This window comes from Sandaracinobacteroides sp. A072 (assembly GCF_052616365.1).
The window spans coordinates 1,058,885-1,084,722 of sequence record NZ_JBQXGU010000001.1 but is presented as its reverse complement, the minus strand read 5'-3'; the positions used below and the strand labels follow the sequence as shown (position 1 = coordinate 1,084,722).

22 protein-coding genes are annotated in these 25,838 nt (G+C 61.0%); 8 read left to right on the top strand and 14 right to left on the bottom strand.

Annotation, left to right across the window (positions count from 1 at the left end; translation table 11 throughout):
* Positions 1-74 precede the first annotated feature (74 nt).
* A complete protein-coding gene (locus tag ACUJ46_RS05270) occupies positions 75-2,069 on the bottom strand; it encodes a polysaccharide biosynthesis protein (RefSeq protein ID WP_445389373.1) in 1,995 nt (664 codons plus the stop codon).
* Between the two features lie 191 nt (positions 2,070-2,260).
* On the opposite strand from ACUJ46_RS05270, the gene ACUJ46_RS05265 reads away from it, so the two are divergent.
* Positions 2,261-2,911: a GNAT family N-acetyltransferase gene (locus tag ACUJ46_RS05265; protein WP_445389372.1), complete on the top strand. Its 651-nt coding sequence runs from the start codon at positions 2,261-2,263 to the stop codon at positions 2,909-2,911.
* A 24-nt stretch (positions 2,912-2,935) separates the two neighbouring features.
* Here ACUJ46_RS05265 and ACUJ46_RS05260 read toward each other — a convergent pair whose 3' ends face one another.
* From ACUJ46_RS05260 to ACUJ46_RS05240, 5 genes are all read right to left on the bottom strand, one after another.
* Positions 2,936-3,616, bottom strand: coding sequence for a sugar transferase (locus ACUJ46_RS05260; RefSeq protein WP_445389371.1), 681 nt, complete (start codon positions 3,614-3,616; stop codon positions 2,936-2,938).
* Positions 3,613-4,764: a DegT/DnrJ/EryC1/StrS family aminotransferase gene (locus ACUJ46_RS05255; RefSeq protein WP_445389370.1), complete on the bottom strand. Its 1,152-nt coding sequence runs from the start codon at positions 4,762-4,764 to the stop codon at positions 3,613-3,615. Before ACUJ46_RS05255 ends, ACUJ46_RS05260 begins: the two co-directional genes overlap by 4 nt.
* Positions 4,765-4,777: 13 nt before the next feature.
* Positions 4,778-6,025 carry a glycosyltransferase family 4 protein gene (locus ACUJ46_RS05250; RefSeq protein ID WP_445389369.1) on the bottom strand — a complete coding sequence of 416 codons (1,248 nt, stop codon included), beginning with the start codon at positions 6,023-6,025 and terminating at the stop codon, positions 4,778-4,780.
* Entirely contained in the window at positions 6,022-8,694 is a 2,673-nt protein-coding gene (locus ACUJ46_RS05245; protein WP_445389368.1) for an SLBB domain-containing protein, read from the bottom strand. The genes ACUJ46_RS05250 and ACUJ46_RS05245 overlap by 4 nt, the downstream gene beginning before the upstream one ends.
* 218 nt (positions 8,695-8,912) lie before the next feature.
* Positions 8,913-9,800, bottom strand: a complete 888-nt coding sequence (locus ACUJ46_RS05240) for a branched-chain amino acid aminotransferase (RefSeq protein ID WP_445389367.1) — start codon at positions 9,798-9,800, stop codon at positions 8,913-8,915.
* 58 nt (positions 9,801-9,858) lie between these two features.
* Here ACUJ46_RS05240 and ACUJ46_RS05235 point away from each other — a divergent pair, with 58 nt between their 5' ends.
* Entirely contained in the window at positions 9,859-10,428 is a 570-nt protein-coding gene (locus ACUJ46_RS05235) for a MarR family winged helix-turn-helix transcriptional regulator (RefSeq protein ID WP_445389366.1), read from the top strand.
* Here the strand turns inward: ACUJ46_RS05235 and ACUJ46_RS05230 are convergent.
* The 3 genes from ACUJ46_RS05230 to aceA all read right to left on the bottom strand — a co-directional run bounded on the left by ACUJ46_RS05230 (position 10,394) and on the right by aceA (position 13,403).
* Positions 10,394-11,059 (bottom strand): hypothetical protein, encoded by a 666-nt coding sequence (locus tag ACUJ46_RS05230; RefSeq protein WP_445389365.1) that lies wholly within the window; start codon positions 11,057-11,059, stop codon positions 10,394-10,396. The genes ACUJ46_RS05235 and ACUJ46_RS05230 overlap by 35 nt on opposite strands.
* Before the next feature lie 14 nt (positions 11,060-11,073).
* Positions 11,074-11,967, bottom strand: a complete 894-nt coding sequence (gene proC, locus ACUJ46_RS05225; RefSeq protein WP_445389364.1) for a pyrroline-5-carboxylate reductase — start codon at positions 11,965-11,967, stop codon at positions 11,074-11,076.
* 155 nt (positions 11,968-12,122) lie between these two features.
* Positions 12,123-13,403 carry an isocitrate lyase gene (gene aceA, locus ACUJ46_RS05220; RefSeq protein WP_445389363.1) on the bottom strand — a complete coding sequence of 427 codons (1,281 nt, stop codon included), beginning with the start codon at positions 13,401-13,403 and terminating at the stop codon, positions 12,123-12,125.
* 178 nt (positions 13,404-13,581) lie between these two features.
* Between aceA and ACUJ46_RS05215 the strand changes: the two genes are divergently transcribed.
* The 6 genes from ACUJ46_RS05215 to ACUJ46_RS05190 all read left to right on the top strand — a co-directional run bounded on the left by ACUJ46_RS05215 (position 13,582) and on the right by ACUJ46_RS05190 (position 20,718).
* Positions 13,582-15,030, top strand: a complete 1,449-nt coding sequence (locus tag ACUJ46_RS05215; RefSeq protein ID WP_445389362.1) for a helix-turn-helix domain-containing protein — start codon at positions 13,582-13,584, stop codon at positions 15,028-15,030.
* Positions 15,030-16,613: a malate synthase A gene (gene aceB, locus ACUJ46_RS05210; protein ID WP_445389361.1), complete on the top strand. Its 1,584-nt coding sequence runs from the start codon at positions 15,030-15,032 to the stop codon at positions 16,611-16,613. Before ACUJ46_RS05215 ends, aceB begins: the two co-directional genes overlap by 1 nt.
* A 125-nt stretch (positions 16,614-16,738) precedes the next feature.
* Positions 16,739-17,773, top strand: coding sequence for a polysaccharide biosynthesis protein (locus ACUJ46_RS05205; RefSeq protein ID WP_445389360.1), 1,035 nt, complete (start codon positions 16,739-16,741; stop codon positions 17,771-17,773).
* Positions 17,770-18,879 carry a polysaccharide biosynthesis C-terminal domain-containing protein gene (locus tag ACUJ46_RS05200; protein ID WP_445389359.1) on the top strand — a complete coding sequence of 370 codons (1,110 nt, stop codon included), beginning with the start codon at positions 17,770-17,772 and terminating at the stop codon, positions 18,877-18,879. Before ACUJ46_RS05205 ends, ACUJ46_RS05200 begins: the two co-directional genes overlap by 4 nt.
* Complete coding sequence (gene wecB / locus ACUJ46_RS05195) at positions 18,876-20,003, top strand: non-hydrolyzing UDP-N-acetylglucosamine 2-epimerase (RefSeq protein WP_445389358.1); 1,128 nt, start codon at positions 18,876-18,878, stop codon at positions 20,001-20,003. Before ACUJ46_RS05200 ends, wecB begins: the two co-directional genes overlap by 4 nt.
* Before the next feature lie 148 nt (positions 20,004-20,151).
* Positions 20,152-20,718, top strand: coding sequence for a UDP-N-acetylglucosamine 2-epimerase (locus ACUJ46_RS05190; protein ID WP_445389357.1), 567 nt, complete (start codon positions 20,152-20,154; stop codon positions 20,716-20,718).
* An 11-nt stretch (positions 20,719-20,729) separates the two neighbouring features.
* Here ACUJ46_RS05190 and ACUJ46_RS05185 read toward each other — a convergent pair whose 3' ends face one another.
* The 5 genes from ACUJ46_RS05185 to ACUJ46_RS05165 all read right to left on the bottom strand — a co-directional run bounded on the left by ACUJ46_RS05185 (position 20,730) and on the right by ACUJ46_RS05165 (position 25,806).
* Complete coding sequence (locus ACUJ46_RS05185; RefSeq protein WP_445389356.1) at positions 20,730-21,788, bottom strand: hypothetical protein; 1,059 nt, start codon at positions 21,786-21,788, stop codon at positions 20,730-20,732.
* A 280-nt stretch (positions 21,789-22,068) separates the two neighbouring features.
* Positions 22,069-23,016, bottom strand: a complete 948-nt coding sequence (locus ACUJ46_RS05180; RefSeq protein ID WP_445389355.1) for a Wzz/FepE/Etk N-terminal domain-containing protein — start codon at positions 23,014-23,016, stop codon at positions 22,069-22,071.
* Positions 23,017-23,048: 32 nt separating this feature from the next.
* Positions 23,049-24,194, bottom strand: a complete 1,146-nt coding sequence (locus ACUJ46_RS05175; RefSeq protein WP_445389354.1) for a glycosyltransferase family 4 protein — start codon at positions 24,192-24,194, stop codon at positions 23,049-23,051.
* On the bottom strand, positions 24,191-24,520 hold the full coding sequence (locus tag ACUJ46_RS05170; protein ID WP_445389353.1) for a hypothetical protein: 330 nt from the start codon (positions 24,518-24,520) through the stop codon (positions 24,191-24,193). The genes ACUJ46_RS05175 and ACUJ46_RS05170 overlap by 4 nt, the downstream gene beginning before the upstream one ends.
* Positions 24,517-25,806 (bottom strand): lipopolysaccharide biosynthesis protein, encoded by a 1,290-nt coding sequence (locus ACUJ46_RS05165; protein ID WP_445389352.1) that lies wholly within the window; start codon positions 25,804-25,806, stop codon positions 24,517-24,519. The genes ACUJ46_RS05170 and ACUJ46_RS05165 overlap by 4 nt, the downstream gene beginning before the upstream one ends.
* Positions 25,807-25,838 lie beyond the last annotated feature (32 nt).

The window sequence follows — 25,838 nt, the reverse complement described above, 5'->3', positions numbered from 1 at the left end:
AGCCTGTGCAATCCGGCTTGCCAAGCCCCGATTGATGACTTTGGTGCGGATCGAAAAAAATGCCCTCGCAAAGGTCAGGATGCCGCCCGTGGCCCCTGCCCCTGTGTGTCGCCCTTGCGGATGGCCCGTGCACGCGTGATGGGAATCAGGTTTCCGGCTTCGTCGGTCTGTGCAAGATTCTGCGGGTCCCAGGTCTGGTCGACGATCACCTGTTCAGGCTTGTAGCCTGTGGGCGCACTGACTAGTAGATTGCGGATCATCGGCACATCATAACGCCGGCATGCTTCGAACAGCTTGTCCAGCAGCGGCTGCAGCTCTTCCCAGGGCATGAAGGTTTCGGATGCCGTCATGATCCGGGGGTGGCGCGTTGCCTGCGGGGAATCACCAATCAGAAGCTCCTCGAACGGCTTCTCGCCCGTGCGAAGGCCGGTGAAGATGATTTCCATGTCCCCCTCCTCTTCCCTGTTCACGCCCTTGATGAAGGGCCTGAAGCCGGAAAGGCGGATCATCCTGCGGGCGAGATCGACGATCTGAACGGGTTGCCCCATGTCGAGCACGAAGACATCGCCGCCCTTGGCCATGGCGCCGGCCTGGATCACGAGTTGTGCCGCTTCCGGGATGGTCATGAAATAGCGGGTGACTTCCGGGTGGGTCACCGTAACCGGGCCGCCCTGCTCTATCTGCCTGCGGAAAAGCGGAATCACGGAGCCGCTGGAGCCAAGGACATTGCCGAAGCGCACCATGGAGAAGCTGGTCGTCTTCTGGGTCCGCGCCAGCGCCTGGCATACCAGTTCGGCCATGCGCTTGCTGGCGCCCATGATGTTGGTGGGGCGCACGGCCTTGTCGGTCGAAACGAGGATGAAGGCCTCAACGCCGGCATCGATCGCCGCCCGCGCGATCGTCAGCGTTCCGAACACATTGTTCCGCAGGCCCTCGACCACATTCTGCTCCACAAGCGGCACATGCTTGTAGGCGGCCGCATGATAGACGGTCTGCACACGGAAGATCCGCAGGATCGATTCGATGCGATGCGGGTTCTGGACCGAACCGAGGATTGGCCGGATGAGGCAGGGGATGCCAAGGCTTTTCGCCATGGCGCCAAGTTCCTGTTCGGCCAGGTAAAGCGCATATTCCGACAGTTCGAGCAGGATCAGTTCGCGCGGCGCGCGATGCAGGATCTGCCGGCAGAGCTCCTGCCCAATGGACCCGCCAGCCCCGCTCACCAGCACGTTCCGGCCACGGATGTTGGCATCCATCAGGTCCGGATCCGCCGGGATCGGATCCCTGCCCAGAAGATCCTCGACTGCCACATGACGGATTTCGCTGACACGCGACTTGCCGGAAACCAGATCCCCGACACTGGGGATGGTCTTGACCGGCACCGGCAGCGGCTCGAGTCTGTCAAGGATGGTCTGGCGCTGCGCGCGGGAGGCGCTCGGGATGGCGAGAAGGATCAGTTCAGCCGAAAGGCCGGACACGAGTGAGGCAAGTGCTTCCGGCGGATGCACCATGATGCCCTCGATCAGGCTTCCCTGAAGCGACGATGCATCGTCCACGAAGGCGGCCGCCACATGATCCCGCCCCTGCCTCAGTGAAGCTGCAAGCTGCCGTCCGGCTTCGCCCGCGCCATAGATGATGACAGGGGATTTCAGCCGCACCTGGCTCTGCACGAACAATGCGCGGAACGCGAAGCGGATACCCCCCACGAGGAAACCGCAGATCAGGCCGTAGATGATGGGAACGGCCCAGGAGATCGACAGGCCCACAAGCCGCGAGATGATGAAAAGCGCGATGGAGGATGAAACCACCCCGAGCAGCATGACCCATGCCGCCTTCAGGCTCATGTAGCGGATGATCGCCCGATAGAAGCCGAGCCAGACGAACATGGGAAGGCTGACGGCGACGAGGAAAGCGAGCGTCGCCCAGAATGCCTGTGAAAAGGGCAGTACCGGCTGGGCCCCGTGCAGCGCCATGGCGCCAACGAGGCTGATCGCAATGATGAGAATATCCGCAGACACCTGCAACAGACGCTTCACCGGGCGCGGCATCCGGAAGAACGTGCCGATCATTTTGTGAAGCATGCCGAGTCTGCCCAAAAGATGGTTAACATGAGCCCTATAGGCGCAAATGTCGAAAATTTGAACAAAGCTGGTCTTTCAAAGCAGCAAGTTGCGGTGAAGCCGCTGTTAATCGCGACGAAGCCTGCCGATACTCTCGCTGCGCGCTTGGCACCGGGATGCGAATTGCCGCATCGGGAAGCATGACGACCGCTCAAACCCCGAAAAAGACCGGCAGAGACGAAGATGATGCGCAAGCCGGCATCCGCCCGATGGAACGGGCAGACCTGCCGCAGGTGGTGAAGGTTCACCGCATGGCCTTTCACGGCTTCTTCCTCGACCGCATGGGCCCGGCCTTCCTGCGCGCCTATTATGCCGCCGTTCTCGACTATCCCGGCAGCATGGCCCTCGTGCTGGAGCGGGAGGGAAAGATCCATGGCTTTGCTGTCGGCTTCATGGACCCGGATGGCTTCTACCGGCATTTCCGGGCCAGGCGCATCAGGCTGCTTCCCGCGATCGCGCTCGGCCTTCTCCGGCGGCCATGGCTTCTGGGAGATGTGCTCGGAAACCGCAACCGCGTGGAAACGTCTGCCGACATGCGCAAGCCATCCGGCTCGGCCGAGCTTTCATCCATCGGTGTTGCCGCAAAAGGCGATGGCAGCGGCGCGAAGCTGCTGCGCGCCTTCTGCAAGGGCATGTTCGATCAGGGCGCCAGCCAGATTTTGCTGACCACCGACGAAGCCGATAACGAGGCCGTCCACCGCTTCTATCGCAAGCATGGTTTTCAGGCGATTGGCGTGGAAGACCGTGGAAACCGCCGTCTCACTGTCTATCGGCTGTTGCCGGCAGGCTGAAGCCGGCAATCCGGGAAAGACGCTTCAGGCGCGCCGATCAGTCGGAATGGTGATGCCGGGATCCCAGCGCCGGGCGGCCAGCAGGTCACGCCGGGCAGGCAGCACGGGGCGACCAACGGCATTGCCAAGGATCGCGGCAGCCGTCAGCAGCATGCAGTGGATGTCGCTGAAAATGGTGGCGCGCTCCATATAGGCCCGCTCCACGGCCAGCTTGGGCGGCAGAAGCCGCGCTACATAGGAGCCTTCCGGGTCGTCATCATCCACCAGCGCCTCGCCGACGGCATAATAGAAAACCGCGCCGGGGCTGGTGATGCCGGGCCGTATGTCGAGCGTCTCCAGCATCCAGGGCGCATAGGATTCGGCAACGATCTTGGGGTCTTCCGGCCTCGGCCCGACGAGCGACATGTCGCCTTTCACCACATTGATGAGCTGTGGCAGTTCATCGATCTTCAGCCGCCTCAGCCAGACACCCAGCGGAAAGATGCGGTTATCGCCCTTGCTGGTGATGACCGGCCCGCCATCGCTGACATGCATGGAGCGAAACTTGAGCATGCTGAAGTGTACCCGGCCCCGCCCCACCCGGGCGGCACGGTAGAATATCGGCCCGGGAGACGAGACGCGAATGCCTATCGCTGCCGCCAGCAGGACGGGCAGAACGAGAATCAGCAGCCCGCCAGCCACTACGATGTCGAACAGGCGCTTCATGCCGAAAGAAGGCGCCTGACAGTCTCGATCACGCGCGCCTGCTCTTCATCGGTCATCGCCATGAAAAGCGGCAGGGTCACGCATCGGTTGAAATAGGCGTCGGCATGGGGAAAGGCCTGCCCGGTGGCGCGGCTTGACCAGTAGCTCATCTGGTGAAGCGGGCGATAGTGCACCGAACTGCCGATTCCGGCGTCCTTCAGGCCTTGTATGAAGCCGTCCCGGTCCATCGGCGCTTCATCCTTCAGCTGCAGGATATAAAGGTGCCAGCTGTGCACATCCCCCTTTGCCGCATGGGGCGGCAGAATGACCGGCAGGCCGGCAAGGGCCGAATCATAGCGTTCGACAAGCCGGATGCGGGCGGCGTGAAAGGCCTCCACCCGTCCCAGCTGCACCGTGCCAAGGGCTGCCGCCATGTCCGTCATGTTGTATTTGTAGCCGGGGGCGACGACATCGTAGATCGCGCTGGAGCGCGTATCCGTGAACCGGTTGAAGACATCGCGGTCGATGCCGTGCAGACGCATGATGCGGGCGCGTGCGGCGATGTCCGGGTCAGCCGTCACCAGCATGCCCCCCTCGCCTGTGGTCATGGTCTTGTTCGCGTAGAAGCTGAAGGCCGTCGCGTCGGCGCCGCAACGCCCGACGCTCATGCCCTGGTGGCTGGCGGGAAGCGCATGGGCGGCATCGTCGAGTATCCTGAGGCCATGGCGGTCGGCCAGCGCGCGCAGGGCGGTCATGTCGCACATGCGGCCGGCGAAATGCACCGGCATGATGACCTTCGTGCGCGGCGTGATGGCGGCCTCGACGGCGTCGGGGCAGATGCACAGCGTATCCGGCTCGATATCGACGAACACCGGCTCGGCGCCGAGATAGCGCACGACTTCAGCCGTTGCCGTGAAGGTCAGGGTCGGCACGATCACTTCATCGCCGGGGCCGACACCCATAGCCTCGAGCCCGAGATGAAGCGCAGCCGTCGCTGAGGTCACGGCAAGCGCTGTCACATCACCCCCGACATGGGCAGCGAAGGCGGCCTCGAAATCGCGGCATTTCGGCCCTGTCGTCAGCCAGCCGGAGCGCAGGCATTCGCTGACAGCCTGGATCTCGGCCTCGCCGATGGAAGGGCGGAAAAATGGTACCGGCGTATCTGCCACATGCTGCTCCTTTTCAGGCGGAACCACGGCGGCGTTTGCGCGCATGTTTCCGGAAGAGTGTCTCGAAGTCCGACAGGCCTCTGGAGAAGGAAAGCCGTTCCTCGTAAAAAACCTGACCGCGCCGCCCCATGGCAGCCAGATCTTCAGGCTGCATCGCGCGCAGTTGCAGCACATTGTCGGCAAGGTCACGGGCATTTCCGGGCTGAACGGCAAGGCCGGCGCCCGATTCTTCCACGAGCCGCGCGGCATCCCCTTCCACGGCCATCAGGACCGGCTTTCCGGCATAGAGATAGGCCTGGGTCTTGGAAGGAATGGTGATCGAAAACAGCGGATCCGGCTTCAGGTGGACAAGCAGGCAATCCGCCTCGGCAAGCTTTTCCTGCACCTCCGCCAGCGGCACGCGCGGCATGAAGCGCACATTGCGCAGGCCGCGCCGCGCGACTTCGGCCTTCAGATCGTCGACAGCAAGGCCGGAGCCGAGGAAATCGAACCGTATGTCATCCCGGTCCGACAGTATGGCGGCTGCCTCAAGCACGGTTTCGAGGCCCTGTGCGGCCCCCATGTTGCCGGCGAACAAAACGCTGAAACTGCCATCGGCAAGTCCCGGCTTGGGCTCGGGCCTCTCCGTTTCCTCCGCCCAGTTATAGACGAGGCTGATGCGGTCCGCCGGCACACCGCGGCTGATCAGCAGGTCGCGGAAACCCGGAGAGAGCACCACGATGTGATCCACGGCCCGGTAGACGAGCGCGCACAGCCATTCCACCAGCTTCAGGAAAAGACCGCTTTTCACCATGCCTGTCGCGCCGAGGGAATCGGGCCACATATCCTGGATGTCGATCACGACCGGCGTGCGGCGGAATATCCGGGCGATGATGGCAGCCAGCCCCGCCGTCAGCGACGGATAATAGACATAGACGATATCCGCCCGACGCACGCCGAAAAGCAGATAGACCGTCGATGAAAGCATGAAGCTCGCGTAGCAGAGCAGGCGATGCAGGGCCCGCCTGTCATGGCTGGGGTAGATGGCAAGCCGGGTGACATCCACGCCATCCATGCGCTCGCGGAGAACGGGGCGGATGCGATAGCCATCATAGACCTTCCCGCCCGGATAATTGGGAAAGCCGGTAACCACCTCGATGTCGAAACCCCGATCGGCGAGCGCGCGCGCGAAACCAAGCCCCTTGAAGGTGGGCTCGGGGTCGAAGAGCTGCGACAGGAAGATGAGCCGCGGGGGCGTTTTGCCGCCCCTGTCACTCGTCACCGCGTCGCCAGCACGGCCACGGTGGCAACCGAAGTCGCCAGCTGGGCGATGATGGTTGTCACGTCACGGAAGATCGAAAGCCGGTAGAGCGGGTCGATGTTCTTCGGCACGATGATGGTGCTGCCCGGCGGCGGCGCGCCGTCGATGCCGCTCCAGCCACTCACGCGCAAGGGCTGGGCCTGGCCGTTGGGAAGCACGACGAATGCGCGCTTCCGGTCTGCCGTAGCAAGCGCCCCGCCGGCATCCGTGAGATAGTTCGTCGCCGCCTTGCCCGCCACGAACTGGTGCGCGCCGGGGTTGTTCACATCCCCCAGCACGAGAACATAGTTCGGCGTCTTGGGAATGAAGATGGAATCCCCGGCTTCGAGCACCGTATCCAGATCCGGCCGCCGCTCGAGGACGCGCGGGTCGGCCTCGACCACCATGCGGCCCGGCGCTTCCGTCTGCGCGAGGGACTGGATGATGCTGGCGGCGCCGATCAGGCCGTCGCTGCTCTTTTCGGTGGACCGCGCGGCAACCGCGATCAGGCTGTTGTTGAGTTCGCGCGCGGTTCGGCGGAAGCCTTCCTCCTGCGCCTGCTTCACGCTGCGCCGGGTGAACACCGCGCCATAGGCATAGGCCTGTTCGCTGAGGCCACCAGCACGCGCGATGAGTTCCGAAAGGCGCTCACCCTTGCGCACGGTATAAAGGCCGGGCCGGTTCACTTCGCCTGAGAGCAGCACACCCGAGCTTTCGTAACGCGGCATCTCGGCATTGAAACGAAGATCATCGCCAGGCCCGACGAGGGTGGTGCGCAGCAGGTTTCCGGCTGGATCAAGCTGCGTCCGTTCGGCGAGGCCGGATGAAGCGCGTGTGATGTCCAGCTCCATGTTCGAGGCGCCCGTAAGAACGCCATCGGCAAGGATCGAAAGATCCCGCGCGCTGACCGGACCCGCCACCGGATAGGCGCCCGGGCGACGGATGCTGCCGCCAACGCTGATGCTGTTCTCGATGAGGATGGGCAGCAGGTCGGGTTCCTGCTCGAAAGTCGGGGAGCAGATGTCCTCGTCCGCCAGCCTTGCCACATCGGCGCCGCCGGCTTCTTCCGAAGATCCGCCCGCCGCAAGCGTTCCGGCGACAGAGCCGGCCCGCAGGTTGGACGGGCCGCCGACGACGAAACCACCCCGCGTGACGGGATGAAAACGCGTGGCCTGGGTATCGCGCACAAGCGCTTCCAGATTGTCGAGCGAACGGCACTGGGGCAGCGGGTTGGGCTGGCCAAGCACGATGCTGCGCACGGCCACGCCGTTCAGGAACTCGATGTCCCGGCGGGAAAGGATGTAGAGCCGGTCATCCCCCTGAAGCCGGGTGGACGGCCGCTCGCGCAGTTCGCGGGCGAGATTCACAAGCTCGATCACCCGTGCGCCCGTTCCGGCATCGCGGCGCACCAGCCCGGCCACCAGCTGATAGGTGTCGGCGCGCAGATCCTCGGGCCGGCCGACGAGATCGGCTATGGTCTCCGCGCTCATCAGCGGGCGCGGGCCGGGGTTCGAGACATTGCCCGAAAGCTGCACCCGGCCAACCGTGCCGCCCGGCGAACCGCCGACAAGCTGGATCGCATCCCCGCCGAGCACGCTGCTGCCGGCGGACGGTGCGCGCACGAAGGTTTCGGTTCCATCGGCCGCGATTCGGCTGATGACGATCTGCGCGCCGCGCTGGCGCACCGCGCCGCCGGCAAAGGCGACCACCTCGGCAACCGAAGCGGTGCCGCGCAGTTCGTAGATGCCCGGCCGCGCAACGGCCCCGGCGACTGCGACGGTCGGCCCGATAACGGGCACGATGATCCTGTCCCCGTCGCGCAGGCGGACATTGGATGGCGCGCCGATGCCCAGAAGCCCGTAGAGATCGACGCTGATGCTGCCGCCGCCGGCCCGCACGATCCGCACTTGCCTGAGCGACCCCGAGCGACGGACTCCACCGGCCCGCGCTATGGCGCTGGCGATATCGGATAGCGATGTCAGGCTGACCTGGCCGGGGCGTTCCACCTCGCCACCGACAAACACGCTGATCGCGCGCACTTCGCCGACCGAGACATAGACATCGGTTGCCAGAAGCGTGCTGCGTGTGAGCGAGGCAAGCTCGGCGCGGACACTGCCGAGCGAGCGCCCGGCCGCCTGCACGGGCCTGAGCGCACCGACGACAATCCGCCCGTCGCGATCAACCCTTGCGGTTTCGCTGGCGTTGGTCGCCCCGCGGAAGCTGACTTCGATCTCATCGCCGATGCCCAGCACATAATCATCGCCGATGGCGCCGGCCCGCACGCCCGTGGGTGCAGAGCCGGACTGGAAGACATCATAGCCGAACTGGCGCAAGGAGCGGTCGCCAAGACGCGCCCTGTAATCCTCTTCGATGGTGGAGGGATCATAGAGACGCTGGAGCTGGCGCCGCGCCTGGGCACGGCGGACTTCCTGCTCCTCCGTCGTGTCGATCTTGCCGGTGGGCGACATCATCTCGCCTGACGGTTGCGCACTCGATTCGGATGGCTGCGGCGACGCCTGCCTTTGTCCGCTTCCCAACTGCCCCTGCAGGGACTGGAGGATCTTCGGGTCGATGACCTGCGCCGAAACGGCAGCAGGCAACGCCCCGAGCGCGGACCCCGCAAGGATCAAGGAGAGTGTTGCTGCACGCATGGGCCTGCCCGATGATTTACCCGGTCGCCCCATCGCAGCCACTGGCCCGAATCCTCGCAAAGCTGTTCTCCATTCTGCACCCCGGCCCATGTCAGGCCCTGCCTCAGCCCTTCCGTTAGGAATCCGGGCAGGGCTGGTCAATTGCTGCCTTGCAGCTTTCACGGCGGGGAAGAGGCGGCATGCCGCACCGCCCTTCTCCATCATGCCAGGCCCGGCCTTCAGGCGTTGGGAAGATTGCCCCGGACGAGGGCCGCATAATCGGTCATCATCTGCCGGGTCAGATCGCCGACCTCGAAGGTCCAGGGGCCGATGCTGCCCACCGGCGTGACCTCGGCGGCGCTGCCGGTCAGGAAGCATTGCTGGAAGCTTTCAAGCTCTTCCGGCCAGATGGTCCGCTCGATCACCTCGATACCCCGGCGCTTCGCCAGGCGGATCACGGACTGGCGGGTGATGCCATCAAGGAAGCAGTCGGGCGTCGGCGTGTGGAGCACGCCATCCTTCACGAAAAAGACATTGGCGCCGGTCGCCTCGGCAACCTGGCCGCGCCAGTCGAACATCAGGGCGTCGTCATAGCCATTGTCCGTCGCGTGATGCTTGGACAGGGTGCAGATCATGTAGAGCCCCGAGGCCTTGGACGCGGTCGGTGCGGTATAGGGGGCCGGGCGGCGCCAGGGCGCAATCTCGAGCCTGAGGCCCTTGGCCAGCGCTTCCTCGCCGAAATAGGCGCCCCATTCCCAGCAGGCGATGGCCAGGTGAACCTTCGCCTTCTGCGCGGCGACACCCATCTGCTCGCTTCCGCGCCACGCGACAGGGCGCATGTAGGCGTCCTTCAGGCCGTTGGCGGCAAGGGTGTCACGGCAGGCCTGGTCGATTTCCGCAACGCTGAAGGGAATGCGGTAGCCCAGAAGCTCGGCTGAGCGGACAAGCCGGGCGCTGTGTTCGGACAGGGCGTAGATTTCGCCATTATAGGCGCGCTGCCCTTCGAAGACGGCGCCGGCATAATGCATGGCATGCGTGAGAATATGGACATTGGCTTCCCGCCACGGGACCAGTTTCCCGTCCAGCCAGATGAACCCGTCCCGGTCGTCGAAGGTCTGCTCCGCCATGTTCGCCTCTTCTTATGATGCTTGCAGCGGCTAGCATGTTGATGCAAAATCGGTCAACATGGTTGACGCATCTCTTTCCGCGCCCGTCCGGCATTCCGAAGATCGCACCGATCCGGCCGGCATGGAGGCCATATCCCGCAATGCGCGCATGGTCGATCCGGAGGATGTGCGCCGCGGGATCGAGCTGATCTATTTCGGCTATGCCAACATGATCCGCGGGCCGGATGCGATTCTCGCGCGTCGCAGGCTCGGTCGCGCCCACCATCGGGCGCTCTATTTCATCGCGCGCAAGCCCGGCCTTGCCGTCTCAGACCTGCTGAAACTGCTGGCCATCACCAAACAGTCTTTGTCGCGCGTTCTGGCCGATCTCATCCGGCTGGAACTGGTGGAACAGAAGGTTGGCGCGACCGACAGGAGGCAAAGGCTGCTGCGACTGACGGAAGCCGGCGCGCGGCTGGAGGCGGAGCTGTTCGACGCCCTCTTCCAGCGCATGGCCGATGCCTATCGGGCAGCGGGCAAGGACGACGAGGCCGGCTTCATGGCGATTCTTTCGGCGCTGGTGGCGCCGGGAGATCTGGCAATGCTCGAAAAACTCAATCGCCCGTCTGGCCGGCCGGATCAGAACTGACCGGCTCCGGCTGCTTTCCGCCGGCACGCGCAAATGGCAGCCGCGCGGTGAGCGATGCCAGACCCGGCAGGCCCAGCAGATCGAAGCCCGGGCCTTCCCTCTCGGCACGCTCGGCCTTGTCGAGCAGCCGGTCGAGCTCGGCCATGGTGGCGGTCATGTCCGGGCTTTCATCCTTGCGCCATGTATCGAAGGCACGCAGCGAAATCGCGGCCAGTGCCGCCAGGCGCAGCTGCCCGCGCAACCCCGTGACACCCGCGCCGGCGGCAGACGCCAGACGCCTGATCGAAGGGCCGGCCCGCGCCGCCAGCAGAAGGCCAAGCCCCGGATCACGCGCCAGCCAGAGGGCGATGGCCGCCTCGCGCTGCGCCTGAAGCGCATCGAAGCCGCGCATGATTCCATCGAAGAGCCGGTCACGCACAGTGCCCGGCCCGGCTGCGCCGGCGACCGCCTCGGCCGCCACATGGTCGAGAAAAGCGGCTGTGGCATCGACCTGATCCCCGACGAGGCGCAGGATGTCGGCCGGCTGGAAGCCCGAATAATCGGCGGCATCGTCGATGGTGGCGGCACGCCAGCCCTGCAGCGCAATAGCGCCGAGCCATGCGTTGCGGGCGGCAGCCGGCGTATGTTCCACGGCACCCACTGGCTTCAGGCCGCCCGCATGGTTTCGCGCCCTGCGGCGGCTTCGATGGCGGCATCGGCGGCCGATGCAAGGGCGCGCGACCGTTCGGTCGCGGCGCGCACGGTGGCGCGCATGAGGCTGGAAAGCGAACCATCGCCATCCAGCACATCGAGCCCGGCCTGCGTGGTGCCGTTCGGGCTGGTGACCTGCTGGCGGAGAGCCGCCGGGGAAAGCCCCGAAAGGGCCGCCATTTCGGCGGCCCCGGCCACGGTTTCGAGCGCAAGCCGCGCGGCCGTTTCAGGATCGAGGCCGGCAGCTTCGCCAGCGCCCGCCAGCGCTTCGATGAAACGGAACAGGAAGGCCGGACCGGATCCCGATACGGCGGTGACGGCATCGAAGCGGCCTTCGTCTTCGAGCCAGAGGGTGGAGCCGGCCGAGCGCAGCAGGCCATCGATGGCGTCGGCGTCAGCCGGGGCAAGGCCGCTTGCGAACATGGCCGTGGTGCCACGCCCGATCCGTGCCGAAAGATTGGGCATGATCCGCATCACCGGCGCGCCGGGGAAAAGCGCCGAAAGCGTCGCCGTGCGCACCCCGGCCAGCATCGAGAGCAGCACGCCCTGCCCGGCCAGCCGCTGCGACAATATGGGCGCAAGCTGGGGCAGGATCTGCGGCTTGATGCCGAGGATGAGAAGCGTTGGCGCTACGCCTTCCGGTGGTTCCGGAACAACAGGGCCGGTAAAGCCCTGCGGCAGGCCGGCCGGCTCGGGGTCAATGATGGTGACCCGCGCCGCATCGAGCCCGGATATGAGCCAGCGCTCCAGAAGTGCGCCGGCCATCGCGCCACAGCCGACCAGCCAGACACGATCGAAGAGACTTGCCTCGAAGATACTGGCGTCGGCGGAAAGGGGCATGCTGCTCATGGCGCTTCCCTAACGCCTGCCCGCCGGTGGCAGCAAGAGAGGAGATGGGCCTGACGCCAACCAGTTCCAACAGGTCGCAGCCCGCGCCTTGCGGCACGGGCTGCTCCCTCCTCCCCGGAGACTGTCGAACCGGTCAGGCCGTGTTCAGCCCCTGATCAGCCCTTGAACTGGGCCGCTTCGGTCGATTCCTTCAGCGCCGTGGTCGAGGACTGGCCGCCCGAGATGGCCTCGGCCACCGCATCGAAATAGCCCGTGCCCACTTCGCGCTGGTGGCGGGTGGCAGTGTAGCCGCGCGCCTCGCTGGCGAATTCCGCCTGCTGCAGCTCGGAATAGGCCGCCATCCCGCGATCGCGATAGCCAAGGGCCAGTTCGTACATGCCGTGGTTCAGGCTGTGGAAGCCGGCAAGCGTGACGAACTGGAACTTGTAGCCCATGGCGCCGATTTCGCGCTGGAACTTCGCGATCGTATCCTTGTCCAGGTTCTTCTCCCAGTTGAAGCTGGGCGAACAGTTGTAGGCCAGCATCTTGTCCGGATACTGCTTCTTGATCGCCTCGGCGAAGCGGCGCGCATCATCGAGATTGGGGTGGCTGGTTTCCCACCACAGCAGGTCGGCATGCGGCGCAAAGGCAAGGCCGCGCTTGATGCAATGATCGACACCGGTGCCCGGCTTCAGGCGGAAGAAGCCCTCGGGCGTGCGCTCGCCAGTCATGAACTCATGGTCGCGCTCGTCGATGTCGCTGGTCATCAGCATGGCGGATTCGGCGTCGGTGCGGGCGCAGATCACGGTCGGCACGCCCATCACGTCGGCGGCCAGGCGGGCGGCGTCGAGGTTGCGGATATGGGCCTGGGTCGGGATCAGCACCTTGCCGCCGAGGTGGCCGCACTTCTTCTCGGAAGCCAGCTGGTCTTCATAGTGCACGCCGGCGGCGCCCGCCTCGATATAGGCCTTCATGATCTCGAAGCAGTTGAGAGGCCCGCCGAAACCAGCCTCGGCGTCGGCGACGATGGGGGCGAACCAGTCACGCTTCACACCGCCTTCGCTGTGCTCGATCTGGTCGGCGCGCTGCAGGGTGCGGTTGATGCGGCGCGCCAGTTCCGGGCCGGCGTTGGCCGGATAGAGCGACTGGTCGGGATACATCTGGCCAGCGGTGTTGGCGTCGGCCGCCACCTGCCAGCCGGAAAGATAGATCGCCTTCAGGCCGGCACGCACCATCTGCATCGCCTGGTTGCCCGAGAGGGCCCCAAGGGAATTGATGTAGGGCTCGGACTTCAGAAGCTCCCACAGCTTTTCCGCGCCACGCCGGGCCAGCGTGTGCTCGATATGAACAGAGCCGCGCAGCCGCTCGACATCGGCCGGGCTGTAGGGACGCTCGATGCCGTCGAAACGGCCGGCGGGCGCAGGAACGAGATCCTCGAAGCGGAGCTGGCTGGTCATGTGTCGCATTCCTTCTCGATTGACCTGATTTTCACAGGCCGGACTTTTCAGGCCCAAATTTTTACTGGCTGATGCCATTTACTTGACTGCGACACACACATCGGTCAAGAAATTCACATGCCAGAGGCCGATAAATCGTGTCAAAGGGTCGAGATTTGACGGAAAAAGTTGTGAAATTGTGAATAATTTTACAAAACTGGATATGGGGGACCGGAAGCTTTTCGCCGGTCCGCGCGTCAAGCGGCTGCGCAAGGGCCTTGGTCTCACCCAGAGCCGCATGGCGTCCGATCTCGGGCTTTCCGTTTCCTATCTCAACCTGCTGGAACGCAACCAGCGGCCGCTGACGGCCGCCGTGCTGCTGAAACTGGCCGATGTCTATGATGTCGATATCCGCCAGTTCACCGGTGCGGATTCGGACCAGCAGGTCGATGATGTCTCGGCGGCGGTCGCCCGCGCCGGGCTTGCCATCGGCAAGGCGCAGCTGCGCGATTTCGTCGACCAGCATCCCGATGTCGCGAAAGCCCTTCTGCGGCTGGCGGAAAGGCCGGGCGCCGACGAGGGCGCGGCGGCCGTCCTCCCGCCCTCCCCGCTCCAGCTCGTGCGCGCCCATCTGCTCGAACGGGCGAACCATTTCACCGAACTCGACGCACACGCCGAATCGCTGGCGGACGAACTGCGCCTGACCGGCCAGTCGCTCGATGCCGCCGTCAGGGACAGGCTGCGCGCAAGGCATGGCCTCAACGTGCGTGTCCTGCCGTGGGACGTGATGCCGGATCGCCTGCGCCGATTCGATTTCCACAACCGCCAGGTCCTGCTTTCGGAACTGCTGGATGGTGCCTCCCGCGCCTTCCAGCTCTGCTTCCAGCTGGCGCAGCTGGAAGCCCGCGCCGAAATCGAGCGCGAGGTGGAAGCTGCCGCGCCACGGCTGGCAGCGGGCGGGCCTTTTGCCAGCACCCTCCTCGCCATGAATCTCGCCAGCTACTGGGCGGCTGCCCTGATGATGCCCTATGGCCGGTTCCATGCTGCAGCCGAGCAGCTCGGCTATGATCTCGAACTGCTGCAGGCGCGCTTTTCCGCCGGGTTCGAGCAGGTGGCCCACCGGCTCACCACGCTCCAGCGGCCGGGCGCACGCGGGATTCCCTTCCTTCTGTTGCGCACCGACCGCGCCGGTCAGGTATCGAAGCGCTTTTCCGCCGGCCGCCTGCCCTTCGCCAGCGAAGGTGGCCAGTGCCCGCTCTGGGTGCTTTATGCCGCCTTCGAGCAGCCGGGCCGGATCCTGACGCAGGTGGCCGAAGTCGAGGAAGGCGAGCGCATCTTCACCATCGCCCGCACCGTCAGGCCGCAGATCACGCCCTGGGGCGCCGAAAGGCCGCGATTCGCCATCGCACTCAGCTGCTCGCTCGATCATGCCCGCGCGCTGGTCTACGCTGGCGGCATCGATCTCAACATGGCGCCGGCCGCCCCCATCGGCCCCGGCTGCGCCAGCTGCTTCCGCGCTGACTGCAGGCAGCGCTCGGCCCCGCCAGCGGGGGCCGAACTGCGCCTGGACCAGGCGTCGCGGGGGTTGCACCCTTACGGATTCACGGCCCCCGGAAGCACCGGGCGCCCAACAGGAGACCAGACGTAATGAGCATCAGCGGAGTGGACATTCGCGGCGCGATGAAGCCGGGATACGAGGAAATCCTGTCGGACGCGGCGCTTGCCTTCATCGCGCACCTGCACCGCATGTACGAGCCGACACGCCAGTCGCTCCTGCGGGCGCGGTCGGACCGCAGGCGCTGGTGGGCAGCCGGCAACGCGCTCGATTTCGCGCCTGAAACATCGGCAGTCCGCGATGGCGACTGGAAGATTTCCGGCACGCCCGCAGATCTTCTCGACCGCCGGGTGGAAATCACCGGCCCGTGCGACCGCAAGATGGTGATCAACGCCCTCAATTCCGGCGCGAAATGCTTCATGGCCTGCCTCGAGGACGCCACATCCCCCACCTGGGCCAATATCGTCGAGGGCCAGATCAACCTGCGCGACGCCGTGGCCGGCACCATTTCGCTGGAGGACAAGGGCAAGTCCTATCGCCTGAACGCCGAAACGGCCGTTCTCATCTGCCGCCCGCGCGGCTGGCACCTGCCGGAAGCGCATCTGCATGTCGATGGCGAGGAAGTGTCGGGCGCGATCTTCGATTTCGCGCTCTATTTCTTCCACAATGCGCGCAAGCTGATCGAGAAGGGCAGCGGCCCCTATTTCTATCTTCCCAAGATGGAACATTATCTGGAAGCGCGGCTGTGGAACAACATCTTCGTCACGGCGCAATCCATCCTCGGCCTGCCGCTGGGCAGCATCAAGTCCACCGTATTGATCGAGACGCTTCCCGGCGCCTTCATGGCGGACGAGATCCTCTATGAACTGCGCGACCATATCGTCGCGCTCAACTGCGGCCGCTGGGACTATATCTTCAGCTACATCAAGAGCCTCGCCCATGATTCGTCGAAGGTGCTGCCCGATCGCGCGCAGGTGACGATGGCCGTTCCCTTCATGGCGAAATATGCGGCCCATGTGGTGCGCACCTGCCACCGGCGCGGCGCCCATGCCATGGGCGGCATGTCCGCCTTCATTCCGGTGAAGGATGACGAGGAAAAGAACCAGGCCGCCTTCGCCGCCGTCCGCGCCGACAAGGAGCGCGAGGCAACCCTCGGCCATGACGGCACCTGGGTCGCCCACCCCGGCCTCGTGCCCGTGGCCCTGGAGGTGTTCAACCGGCTGATGCCGGGGCCGAACCAGCTGGGCAAGATGCCCGAGGGAATCGCGACCGCCGATGATCTGACGACCCCCAGCGAAGGAACGCGGACGGCCGCCGGCATGGCGATGAACGTGAATGTCGCCATCGGCTATATCGCGGCCTGGCTGCGCGGCCAGGGGGCGGTGCCGCTGCACAACATGATGGAGGATGCCGCCACCGCCGAGATCAGCCGCGCCCAGCTCTGGCAGTGGCGCCACCATGGCGTCGCGCTGGAAGACGGGACCAAGGTGACGGGCGCCCGCATCAACGACGAGATCAAGGCCCAGCTTGCCATCTGGAAGGAAAATGTCGGCGACAATTTCTTCGAGACGGGCAAATATCGCGAGGCCGCGACCATCCTCTCGGATCTCGTCATGGCCCGCGATCTGCCGGACTTCCTGACCACCCCGGCCTATCGCCGCTTCATGGCGGACTGACAGGCGCCCTTACCGTGCCGGGCGGGGCTTGTCTGGCTGCCCGCTGATGGGGCATGGCGCGGGCATCATGCCCGCGCCATAGCCGGGGCCAGCCGGCCCCGCCCGGCGCCTGGAAGGATGACTGGATGTTCGACGGCAAGACTCTTCTGATCTCGGGGGGAACCGGATCGTTCGGCAATGCGGTGCTGCGCCGCTTTCTCGAAACCGACATTCGGGAAATCCGCATCTTCTCCCGCGATGAGAAGAAGCAGGACGACATGCGGGCCAAATACCGCTCCGACAAGATCCGCTTCGTGATCGGCGACGTGCGGGACCGCCAGTCGATCACCAACGCCACCGTCGGCGTCGATTACATCTTCCACGCCGCCGCCCTGAAGCAGGTGCCCAGCTGCGAATTCTATCCGCTGGAAGCCGTGCGCACCAATGTGCTCGGCACCTCGAACCTGCTGGAGGCGGCAATCGCCAATGGTGTCGGGCGGGTCATCTGCCTGTCGACCGACAAGGCCGTCTATCCGATCAACGCCATGGGCATGTCGAAGGCGCTGATGGAAAAGGTGATGGTCGCCACCTCGCGGCTGGCGGTTGATGGCCGCACCACCATGTGCGGCACGCGCTATGGCAATGTGATGGCCTCGCGCGGGTCGGTCATCCCGCTGTTCGTGAAGCAGATCCTGGCCGATGAGCCGATCACCATCACCGACCCGGCCATGACCCGTTTCATGATGACGCTCGACGATGCCGTGGAACTGGTGCTCTTCGCCTTCGCCCATGGCCACAATGGCGACATCTTCGTCCAGAAGGCCCCGGCATCGACTGTCGGCGACCTTGCCGAGGCGCTGCGCCAGCTTCTGGGAAAACCGGATCACCCCATCCGCATCATCGGCACCCGCCATGGCGAAAAACTCTATGAAACCCTTCTCACCCGCGAGGAGAAGGCCGGTGCCGTGGACATGGGCGATTATTACCGAATCCCGCCGGACAACCGCGACCTCAACTACGGCAAATATTTTGCCGAGGGCGAAAGCATCATTTCCGAGGCGCATGACTACCACAGCCACAACACCACCCGGCTAGATGTGGAGGGCACGAAGCAACTGCTGCTGAAACTGCCCTTCATCCGCGCCATCATCGAAGGCCGGCCTGTGGAGCCCGAGGCATGAGCCGCACTATTCTCGTGACAGGGGCGGATGGCTTCATCGGCCGCAACCTGATCGTGCATCTGGCCGAGCGTGGCGACCGCGCCCTGCCCTACACCCGCACCAGCAAGCCCGCCGATCTTGCCGCCATGCTGGCCGAAGCTGATGCCCTGGTGCATCTGGCAGGCGCCAACCGCCCGCCCACGCCCGAAGGCTTCGCGGCAGACAATGCCGGCCTTGCACAGACGCTGGCCGATGCCGTCCGTGCTTCCGGCAGGCGCATCCCGCTGGTCTTCGCCTCCTCCACGCAGGCGGCGCTCGACAACCCCTATGGCGCCAGCAAGCGTGCGGCCGAGGATGCACTGGCAGCTGTCGCCGATGTGGCGGATGTCGCGATCTTCCGGCTTCCCAATGTCTTCGGCAAATGGAGCCGCCCCTATTACAACTCTGCCGTCGCCACCTTCTGTCATCAGGCCGCCCGTGGCGAGCCGCTCAGCATCAACGACCCGGCAGCCCCCCTCAGCCTCGTCTATGTCGATGACGTGGTCGAAGCGTTTCTGGCGGCCATCGATGCCCCCGCCAGCGGCCTTGCCCGGCCGGAGGTGGCACCGGTCTATCACAGCAGTGTCGGCGAGGTGGCTGGCCTGATCGAGGACATGGCGCGCCGGCGCACGGCGATGGGCGTCGGCCGCACCGGCTCGGGGCTGTCGCGTGCCCTTTATGCGACGCTTCTGTCCCATCTGCCGGCGGATGCCTTTTCCTATGCGGTGCCCGTTCATGGCGATGCGCGCGGGCGGTTCGTGGAGGCCGTGAAGACGCCCGATTCCGGGCAGGTGAGCTTCTTCACACAAGTTCCGGGCCTGATCCGTGGCAGCCATTACCACCACAGCAAGTCCGAGAAGTTCCTCGTGGTGAAGGGCAAGGCGCGCTTCCGCTTCCGCCACCTGCTGACGGACGAGCGCGTGGACGTGGACGCCAGCGCGGACGAACCCCGCATCGTGGACACCATTCCCGGCTGGACGCACGATGTGCAGAATCTGGGCGACGAGGAGCTTGTCGTCCTCGTCTGGGCCAATGAGGTGTTCGACCGCGAACGCCCTGACACCATCCAGTCGAAAGTCGAACAATGAAGACGCTCAGGGTCATGACGGTGGTGGGCACGCGGCCCGAGATCATCCGCCTGTCGCGCGTGATGGCAGCGCTCGATCGCTACACCGAGCAGGTGATCGTCCACACAGGCCAGAACTATGATTATGAACTGAATGAGATCTTCTTCGAGGACCTGAAGATCCGCCGGCCGGATCATTTCCTGAATGCAGCTGGCAAGACCGCCGCTGAAACCATCGGCCAGGTCATCATGGCAACCGACAAGGTGCTGGCCGAGGTGAAGCCGGATGCGCTGCTGGTATTGGGGGATACGAACAGCTGCCTCGCGGCCATCCCGGCCAAGCGGCGGCATGTTCCGATCTTCCACATGGAAGCCGGGAACCGCTGCTTCGACGAACGGGTGCCGGAAGAAACCAACCGCCGCATCGTCGATCACATCGCCGACATCAACCTGACCTATTCCGACATCGCGCGCGAATATCTGCTGCGCGAGGGCCTGCTGCCCGACCGCGTGATCAAGACAGGCAGTCCCATGGCCGAGGTACTGGCCTTCCAGGCGGATGCAATCGCCGCGTCGGACGTGCTCAAGCGCCTCGACCTCAGGCCCGGGCAATTCTTCGTGGTGAGCGCCCACCGCGAGGAGAATATCGAAAGCGACCGGAACTTCGCCAACCTCGTGGGCATATTGAACGGCATCGCCGAGCGGTTCGACCTGCCGGTGATCCTGTCCACCCACCCGCGTACCCGCGCCAGGATGGAGCGCGCCGGCGCCACGCTCGATCCTCGTGTTCAGGCCCTGAAGCCGCTTGGCTTTACCGATTATGTGCGGCTCCAGACGGAGGCGAAGGCAACGCTGTCGGATTCCGGCACGATCAGCGAGGAAAGCTCCATCCTGAACTTCCCTGCCCTGAACATCCGCGAGGCGCATGAGCGCCCCGAGGCGATGGAGGAAGCAAGCGTGATGATGACGGGCCTGTCGCTCGACCGCGTGATGCAGGGCCTGTCCATCCTCGACCAGCAGAAACGCGGCCCGGAACGGACCCTGCGCCCGGTGGCGGACTATTCCATGCCGAACGTGTCGGAAAAGGTGGCCCGCATCATCCTCAGCTACACGGATTATGTGAAGCGGCGGGTGTGGATGGAATGATTGAAAGCGATTCATTCCCCCTTTTTTACAGATATCCAAAAAAATAAAATAATAATCAGAACAATTCCACCGCCTGTAAGAAGAGATGTAAATATAGAAGAATTAGACAGCGCAGCCCTTCCAGGCGGATGCAATCGCCGCGTCGGACGTGCTCAAGCGCCTCGACCTCAGGCCCGGGCAATTCTTCGTGGTGAGCGCCCACCGCGAGGAGAATATCGAAAGCGACCGGAACTTCGCCAACCTCGTGGGCATATTGAACGGCATCGCCGAGCGGTTCGACCTGCCGGTGATCCTGTCCACCCACCCGCGTACCCGCGCCAGGATGGAGCGCGCCGGCGCCACGCTCGATCCTCGTGTTCAGGCCCTGAAGCCGCTTGGCTTTACCGATTATGTGCGGCTCCAGACGGAGGCGAAGGCAACGCTGTCGGATTCCGGCACGATCAGCGAGGAAAGCTCCATCCTGAACTTCCCTGCCCTGAACATCCGCGAGGCGCATGAGCGCCCCGAGGCGATGGAGGAAGCAAGCGTGATGATGACGGGCCTGTCGCTCGACCGCGTGATGCAGGGCCTGTCCATCCTCGACCAGCAGAAACGCGGCCCGGAACGGACCCTGCGCCCGGTGGCGGACTATTCCATGCCGAACGTGTCGGAAAAGGTGGCCCGCATCATCCTCAGCTACACGGATTATGTGAAGCGGCGGGTGTGGATGGAATGATTGAAAGCGATTCATTCCCCCTTTTTTACAGATATCCAAAAAAATAAAATAATAATCAGAACAATTCCACCGCCTGTAAGAAGAGATGTAAATATAGAAGAATTAGACAGCGCAGCAGTAAATGGAATGAATGATCCGCATACAACATTCATTTCTTTTTTTCCAAAAATTATTAAAATAAAAATTAAAAAATAGGAAACTAAAATACTCGCTGCAACAATTCCAAATATACCCAAAGAGGCAACACCATCAGTTGCAAAAAAACCAGCATTGTAATTTACATATCTTAGTCCATTGAGAACATAACCACCTATCACCTCTCCGACAGGGGCATCATAGGGATACTTCGAAAATAAAGCGCCAGCCATTGAGTGACTGTAATATGTCAGATCGCTATTTGAAAAATAATCAACGTATATTGAAAGCATAGCACCTGGAACGCAAAAAGTTCTTAGATAAACAAGAGAAGTCAAGTTCTGTATGATATTACCCATTTGGCTATCTGGGTTCAAAATATAATAAACAGGAAGAAAAGAAAGGCAGGCAGCAGCAGTTATAAATCCAATATTGTATAATTTAATTCCCTTTTTATTAATAACGAATATGTAGAATATAATTATAAGCGGTATAGTAGCAATAACAATCTTCTGAGCAGCTGTAGCAAAAAGAAATATTTGCCCCGCAGATCCAATAATAAAAGACACCTTCTTGTTATATGAAAGTCCATAACTTATAAGAAATGGATTAAAACAGTTTGCTAAAAACCCAGAAGAATACCAAACATAAGTTGAAGTTACAGATGTTTTAGCAAATTCTCTTTGTTCATAAATTTCATCAAATCCCGAAAACCTAAGATTTCCAGAGAATGCACTAAGGACAATTAAATTAAACAATATCCAAAATAAAAAAAATATTAACCAAAAATATCTATCGTTTACGAACTCTCGAATTTTAACGCCAAATTTGATACTTGTGGAAAAATTTAAAACAATAAAACTAAAATACAATAAAATAAATACCACATACCCAACATGTGAATCTATGTATCCATGGATTGGCGCTATCAGCATACATGGCAATATGTAAAAGAAATACAATACTGTTAGTATAAATTTAGAAGAATTATTTGCTTTCGTATTTAAAAAAATAGACGAAGTTGAAGCAAGAAATGCGTGAACGTAGACCTCAGATAAGGAAACATCCCTTATCGTAAATCCTATGTATTGAAATTGACTTGATATAAAATGATAATACACATGCATTATCACTAATGATGTAATTAATGCATATACATAAATTTTAAATCTATCAAAAATAGATCTCATCTCTATTTGAGAAATAGAAGACTTATTAATTATCATTATCTTTTACCTTGGCCCTGTAATATGATGAAAAGCACAAAGCGATCGATAATGAAGTTCCAACAATAAGAAATACAGTTAAGTTTAACAGAAAATTTGGACTTACAGGCTTACCTGAAACATAAATATTATCAATCATTTCTGCTGCATAGGGATTTCCTGATTCAGTAAACATCAAAGTTCTCTCTTGTGCAGATATGGCAGCCGCCAAAGCCTGCCTGTGCTCAAACCTTGTCTCCGTTGCCAACCGCTGAGACAAATATTTAATATTGATTAATGATCTATTTTGGTCTCTTTTTCTTACCTGATCGTTTGCAGACACCAGCATTTTTTTGAGCAAGGCAGATGCAAAAACTGGATTCTCATGCCTCAAAGATACTGTAAAAACAGGATTATCGACGCCTTTTTTTGTCTTAATATTATCTTTTAAGTAATCCCTAAGATGCCTCCAATCCGGATTGCCATCGTCTAATGTAACAAGTCCAATTTTACTTAAATGGTACTTAATTTTATATGTTACATCATGCCCACCCTTCCACTTATTTTTTTCAGAATCCCATTTTTCAGGAAATGCCTCAGATAGTATTTTTTCGTCGGAGATTGCCTTGGCCACATCACCTCCAGACATAATTGAACGAAACAAGTCAAATGGTGAAAGAGGGCCACTGCTATTAATATCTATCCCAGCAATAGATGCCAAACCACCAATGGCTCCAATACCTGAAAAGTCTGATGAATTATTTACTGGGGCAGGTATTAAATACATTTCAACTTGATATTTAGGTGTTGAATTTAAACTATATATTATAGATGCAACTATTGATAAAATTAAGCCATATATAATATACTTTTTTCCATGCCTAAATGCGTCAAAAATATTGACAAAATCATCATGGTTTTTATCTTTGTTTAGCTGATTGGACATATAAAAAGCCATTTCAAAACAAAAAAATATATATATTTACACAATTAAATGAGAATTCTTTTAGATATTTTCTTATAATCAAGAATTTCTAATGCAATTTTGTAAGAAATATTCTTCATTAATTTTATTTTGTCATCCAGGCAAGATGATCGCAATGCATTTTCAATCGCATGCTCTCGATCCTCGATCAGCCAGCCATTGCCCTTGACATAAGGCGTGTGTGATCGCCAGTCCTGCAAGATGACGGCACAGCGGCAGCACAGCGCATGCTGCATCGTGGCCGATTGCGTGCCTGGCTGGAGATAGATGTCGGCAGCGCACAAAAGATCCGTCAGCTGCTCCGGGCTTTGCCAGCCGGCAAAATGTGTGCGCGGGTCCGAAGCCATCAGCCGTTCAGCCTCCACACGTATATCCTCCTGGATAACGCCGGCCACCACGAAACGCAGGCGGCTGTCGGGCACGGCTGAAAAGGCCTTCAGGCTTTCCAGCAGTTTCTTCCGCCGTGTCTGCTTGCCGGACTGGACAACCAGTATGGCGTCTGGCGCCAGGCCCATCTTCTCGCGCGTCAGGCGCCTGCGCTCTTCATAGGCTTCGTCCGGCAGCGGGTGTCCGCCAAGCGGATAGAATTCGACCATGTCGGCAGGCACGGCATAAAGTTCCTGCACATAATCCATGATCTCGGTCGATACGCAAAGCACCTTGCGGGCCTGCGGCAGGGCCTTCTGAAGGCAGGAACGATAATAGATCTTATGGAGAATTTCGCGGGAAACGAAGCCCCTGGCGGTGTTCGAGGGATCGCCGTGGCTATCGATGTAGAAGATGGTGCCGGGATTGTCGCGTACATAGGCTGCCACTGTGCGAAGCTCCCACCCGGCAGTTCCGTGAAACAGGATGGCATCCGGCTTGAAGTCATCAAGTATCTTCCGAACACCGGGATACGATCTGATTTTTGACCTTATCCAAAAAGGTGCAATTTTTCTGTACGGAAGCCTTATTACACGAGCACCATCAGAACCTATATAATCACCAGTATCTGTATAACTTATTTTTCCGTTTTCATCGTATATTTCTGTAGAAGCAACAACAAGGACATTGTGACCATCCCTTACATGTTGATCAACAAGTTGATTTTCCTGATATGCAAGATCATCAATATAAAAATTAGACAAGCACGCATGCACTATTTTCATGCAAAATTCCCACATTCACTAGGGCGATGAGGCGGAAATGTTCCGCCACGCTGAAAATCAAGCGGATGTGAAGCCCCGCCTATGGTCACGCCATTGGCGATCGAACAATAGGCGCCAATCTCGCAGTCAATGATCGTGCAGTCATAGGCACAATAGGAATGACGACCCATATCCACATCGACAAGCTGGCAACCCGACTGATGCATGGCGCCGTGCGCCAGCCTCGTGCGCAGCAGCGCGCTTGGGCGCAGCTTCTTCGCCAGCCGGCCGATGCCATAGCGCAGCCGCCCCGCCATGCCGCCCCCCCTGTCCATCTCCGAACTCATGCCCTTCCTTTTCCGCTTTCAGCCACAAGGGCAAGGTTGGCAGCCCTGTGCAGGCCAAAGCGCACCCCATAGCCCGCCAGCATCACGAGCGCTGCCCCCAGAAGCGCCATCCAGGCAGGCTGCCCGGCGCGCGCCAGAACTGCAAAGACAAGCGCCGATGCCGCCAGGGCCATAAGATCGGCCCAGAGCTGCCAATGCTGCTTTCCATAGACCATCAGGTGCGTGGTAGGGCTGAAAACGATCATGCCGACAAGAAAGGGCGTGATGGCGGCCAGCAGGTGCCCGGCACCGCTCCATTCCTCCCGCCCGAACAGGGCAGGAATGTATAGAGGAGCCGCGATAAATACGGGAATGGCAAGTGCCGCCAGCACCGAAAGCCGTTTCACCGAGCCAAGATAGAAACGCCAGAGCTTCTCCGGATCACGGCGGGCGAGATCGGCGGCATCCGCCCAGAAGCTCATGGAAACCGCAGTGGTGACTATCCCGATGGGTGCTGTCGCTACCCTGAAGACAAGCCCGTACCAGCCGACGATGACATCGTCATAGAAAAGTATGAGCAGAAGTGTCGGCGCTGAGAGGAAGGCTGTATTAGCAAGCGCAAGGCCGGTCGATGCCGACATCAGACGCCGCTTTCCGGCCAGCGCACGCGACACCCCGGCGAAACCATGGCGAAACAGGGCATCAAGCCCCGCAAGCAGATCCTTGCGGAGCATCAGCACAAGCATGAGAAGCCCGCAGACATAGCCAAGCACGAGGCCATTGCCCGACGGCAGCATGAACCCGAGCGCGACGCTCACCGCAAGCGTGGTGACAGCCTGCCCAAGGCGCGCCAGATTCACGGGCGCCAGCCTTCCGCGCCGGACATTGCGGGCCTGCAGCAGCAGATGAAGCCCGCCAGCCAGCAGCCCCGCCGCGAGAAGCGGAACCATTCCCTGCCCTGCCGGCAGACCGACCCGCGGGGCGGCCACATCCTCAAGCGCAAGGCCCGCCAGAAAAAGGATGAGGATATTGCCGAAAAGCAGCAGCATTCCGGCAGCAACCAGCCTGTCGGCTGCCCCGTCGGAACGGCTGTTGGGCACGAGCCATTCCACCCGGAAGGTCACCAGGGCCAGCCCCAGTCCATGGACGAGCGTGAAGGCCGCCAGAATGGCGAACTGTTCGGGCGCATACAGGCGGGACAGCAGCGGCAAGGATGCCAGCCCGATGAACTGCGCGGCAAGATTCGCGGCAGACGCACCGAAGACATTGCGGCGGAAACGCGCGCTTCCGCCGAGAAGCTTCTCCATCAGGGACATGGCTGTCCTTTGTTGGTGCCGGC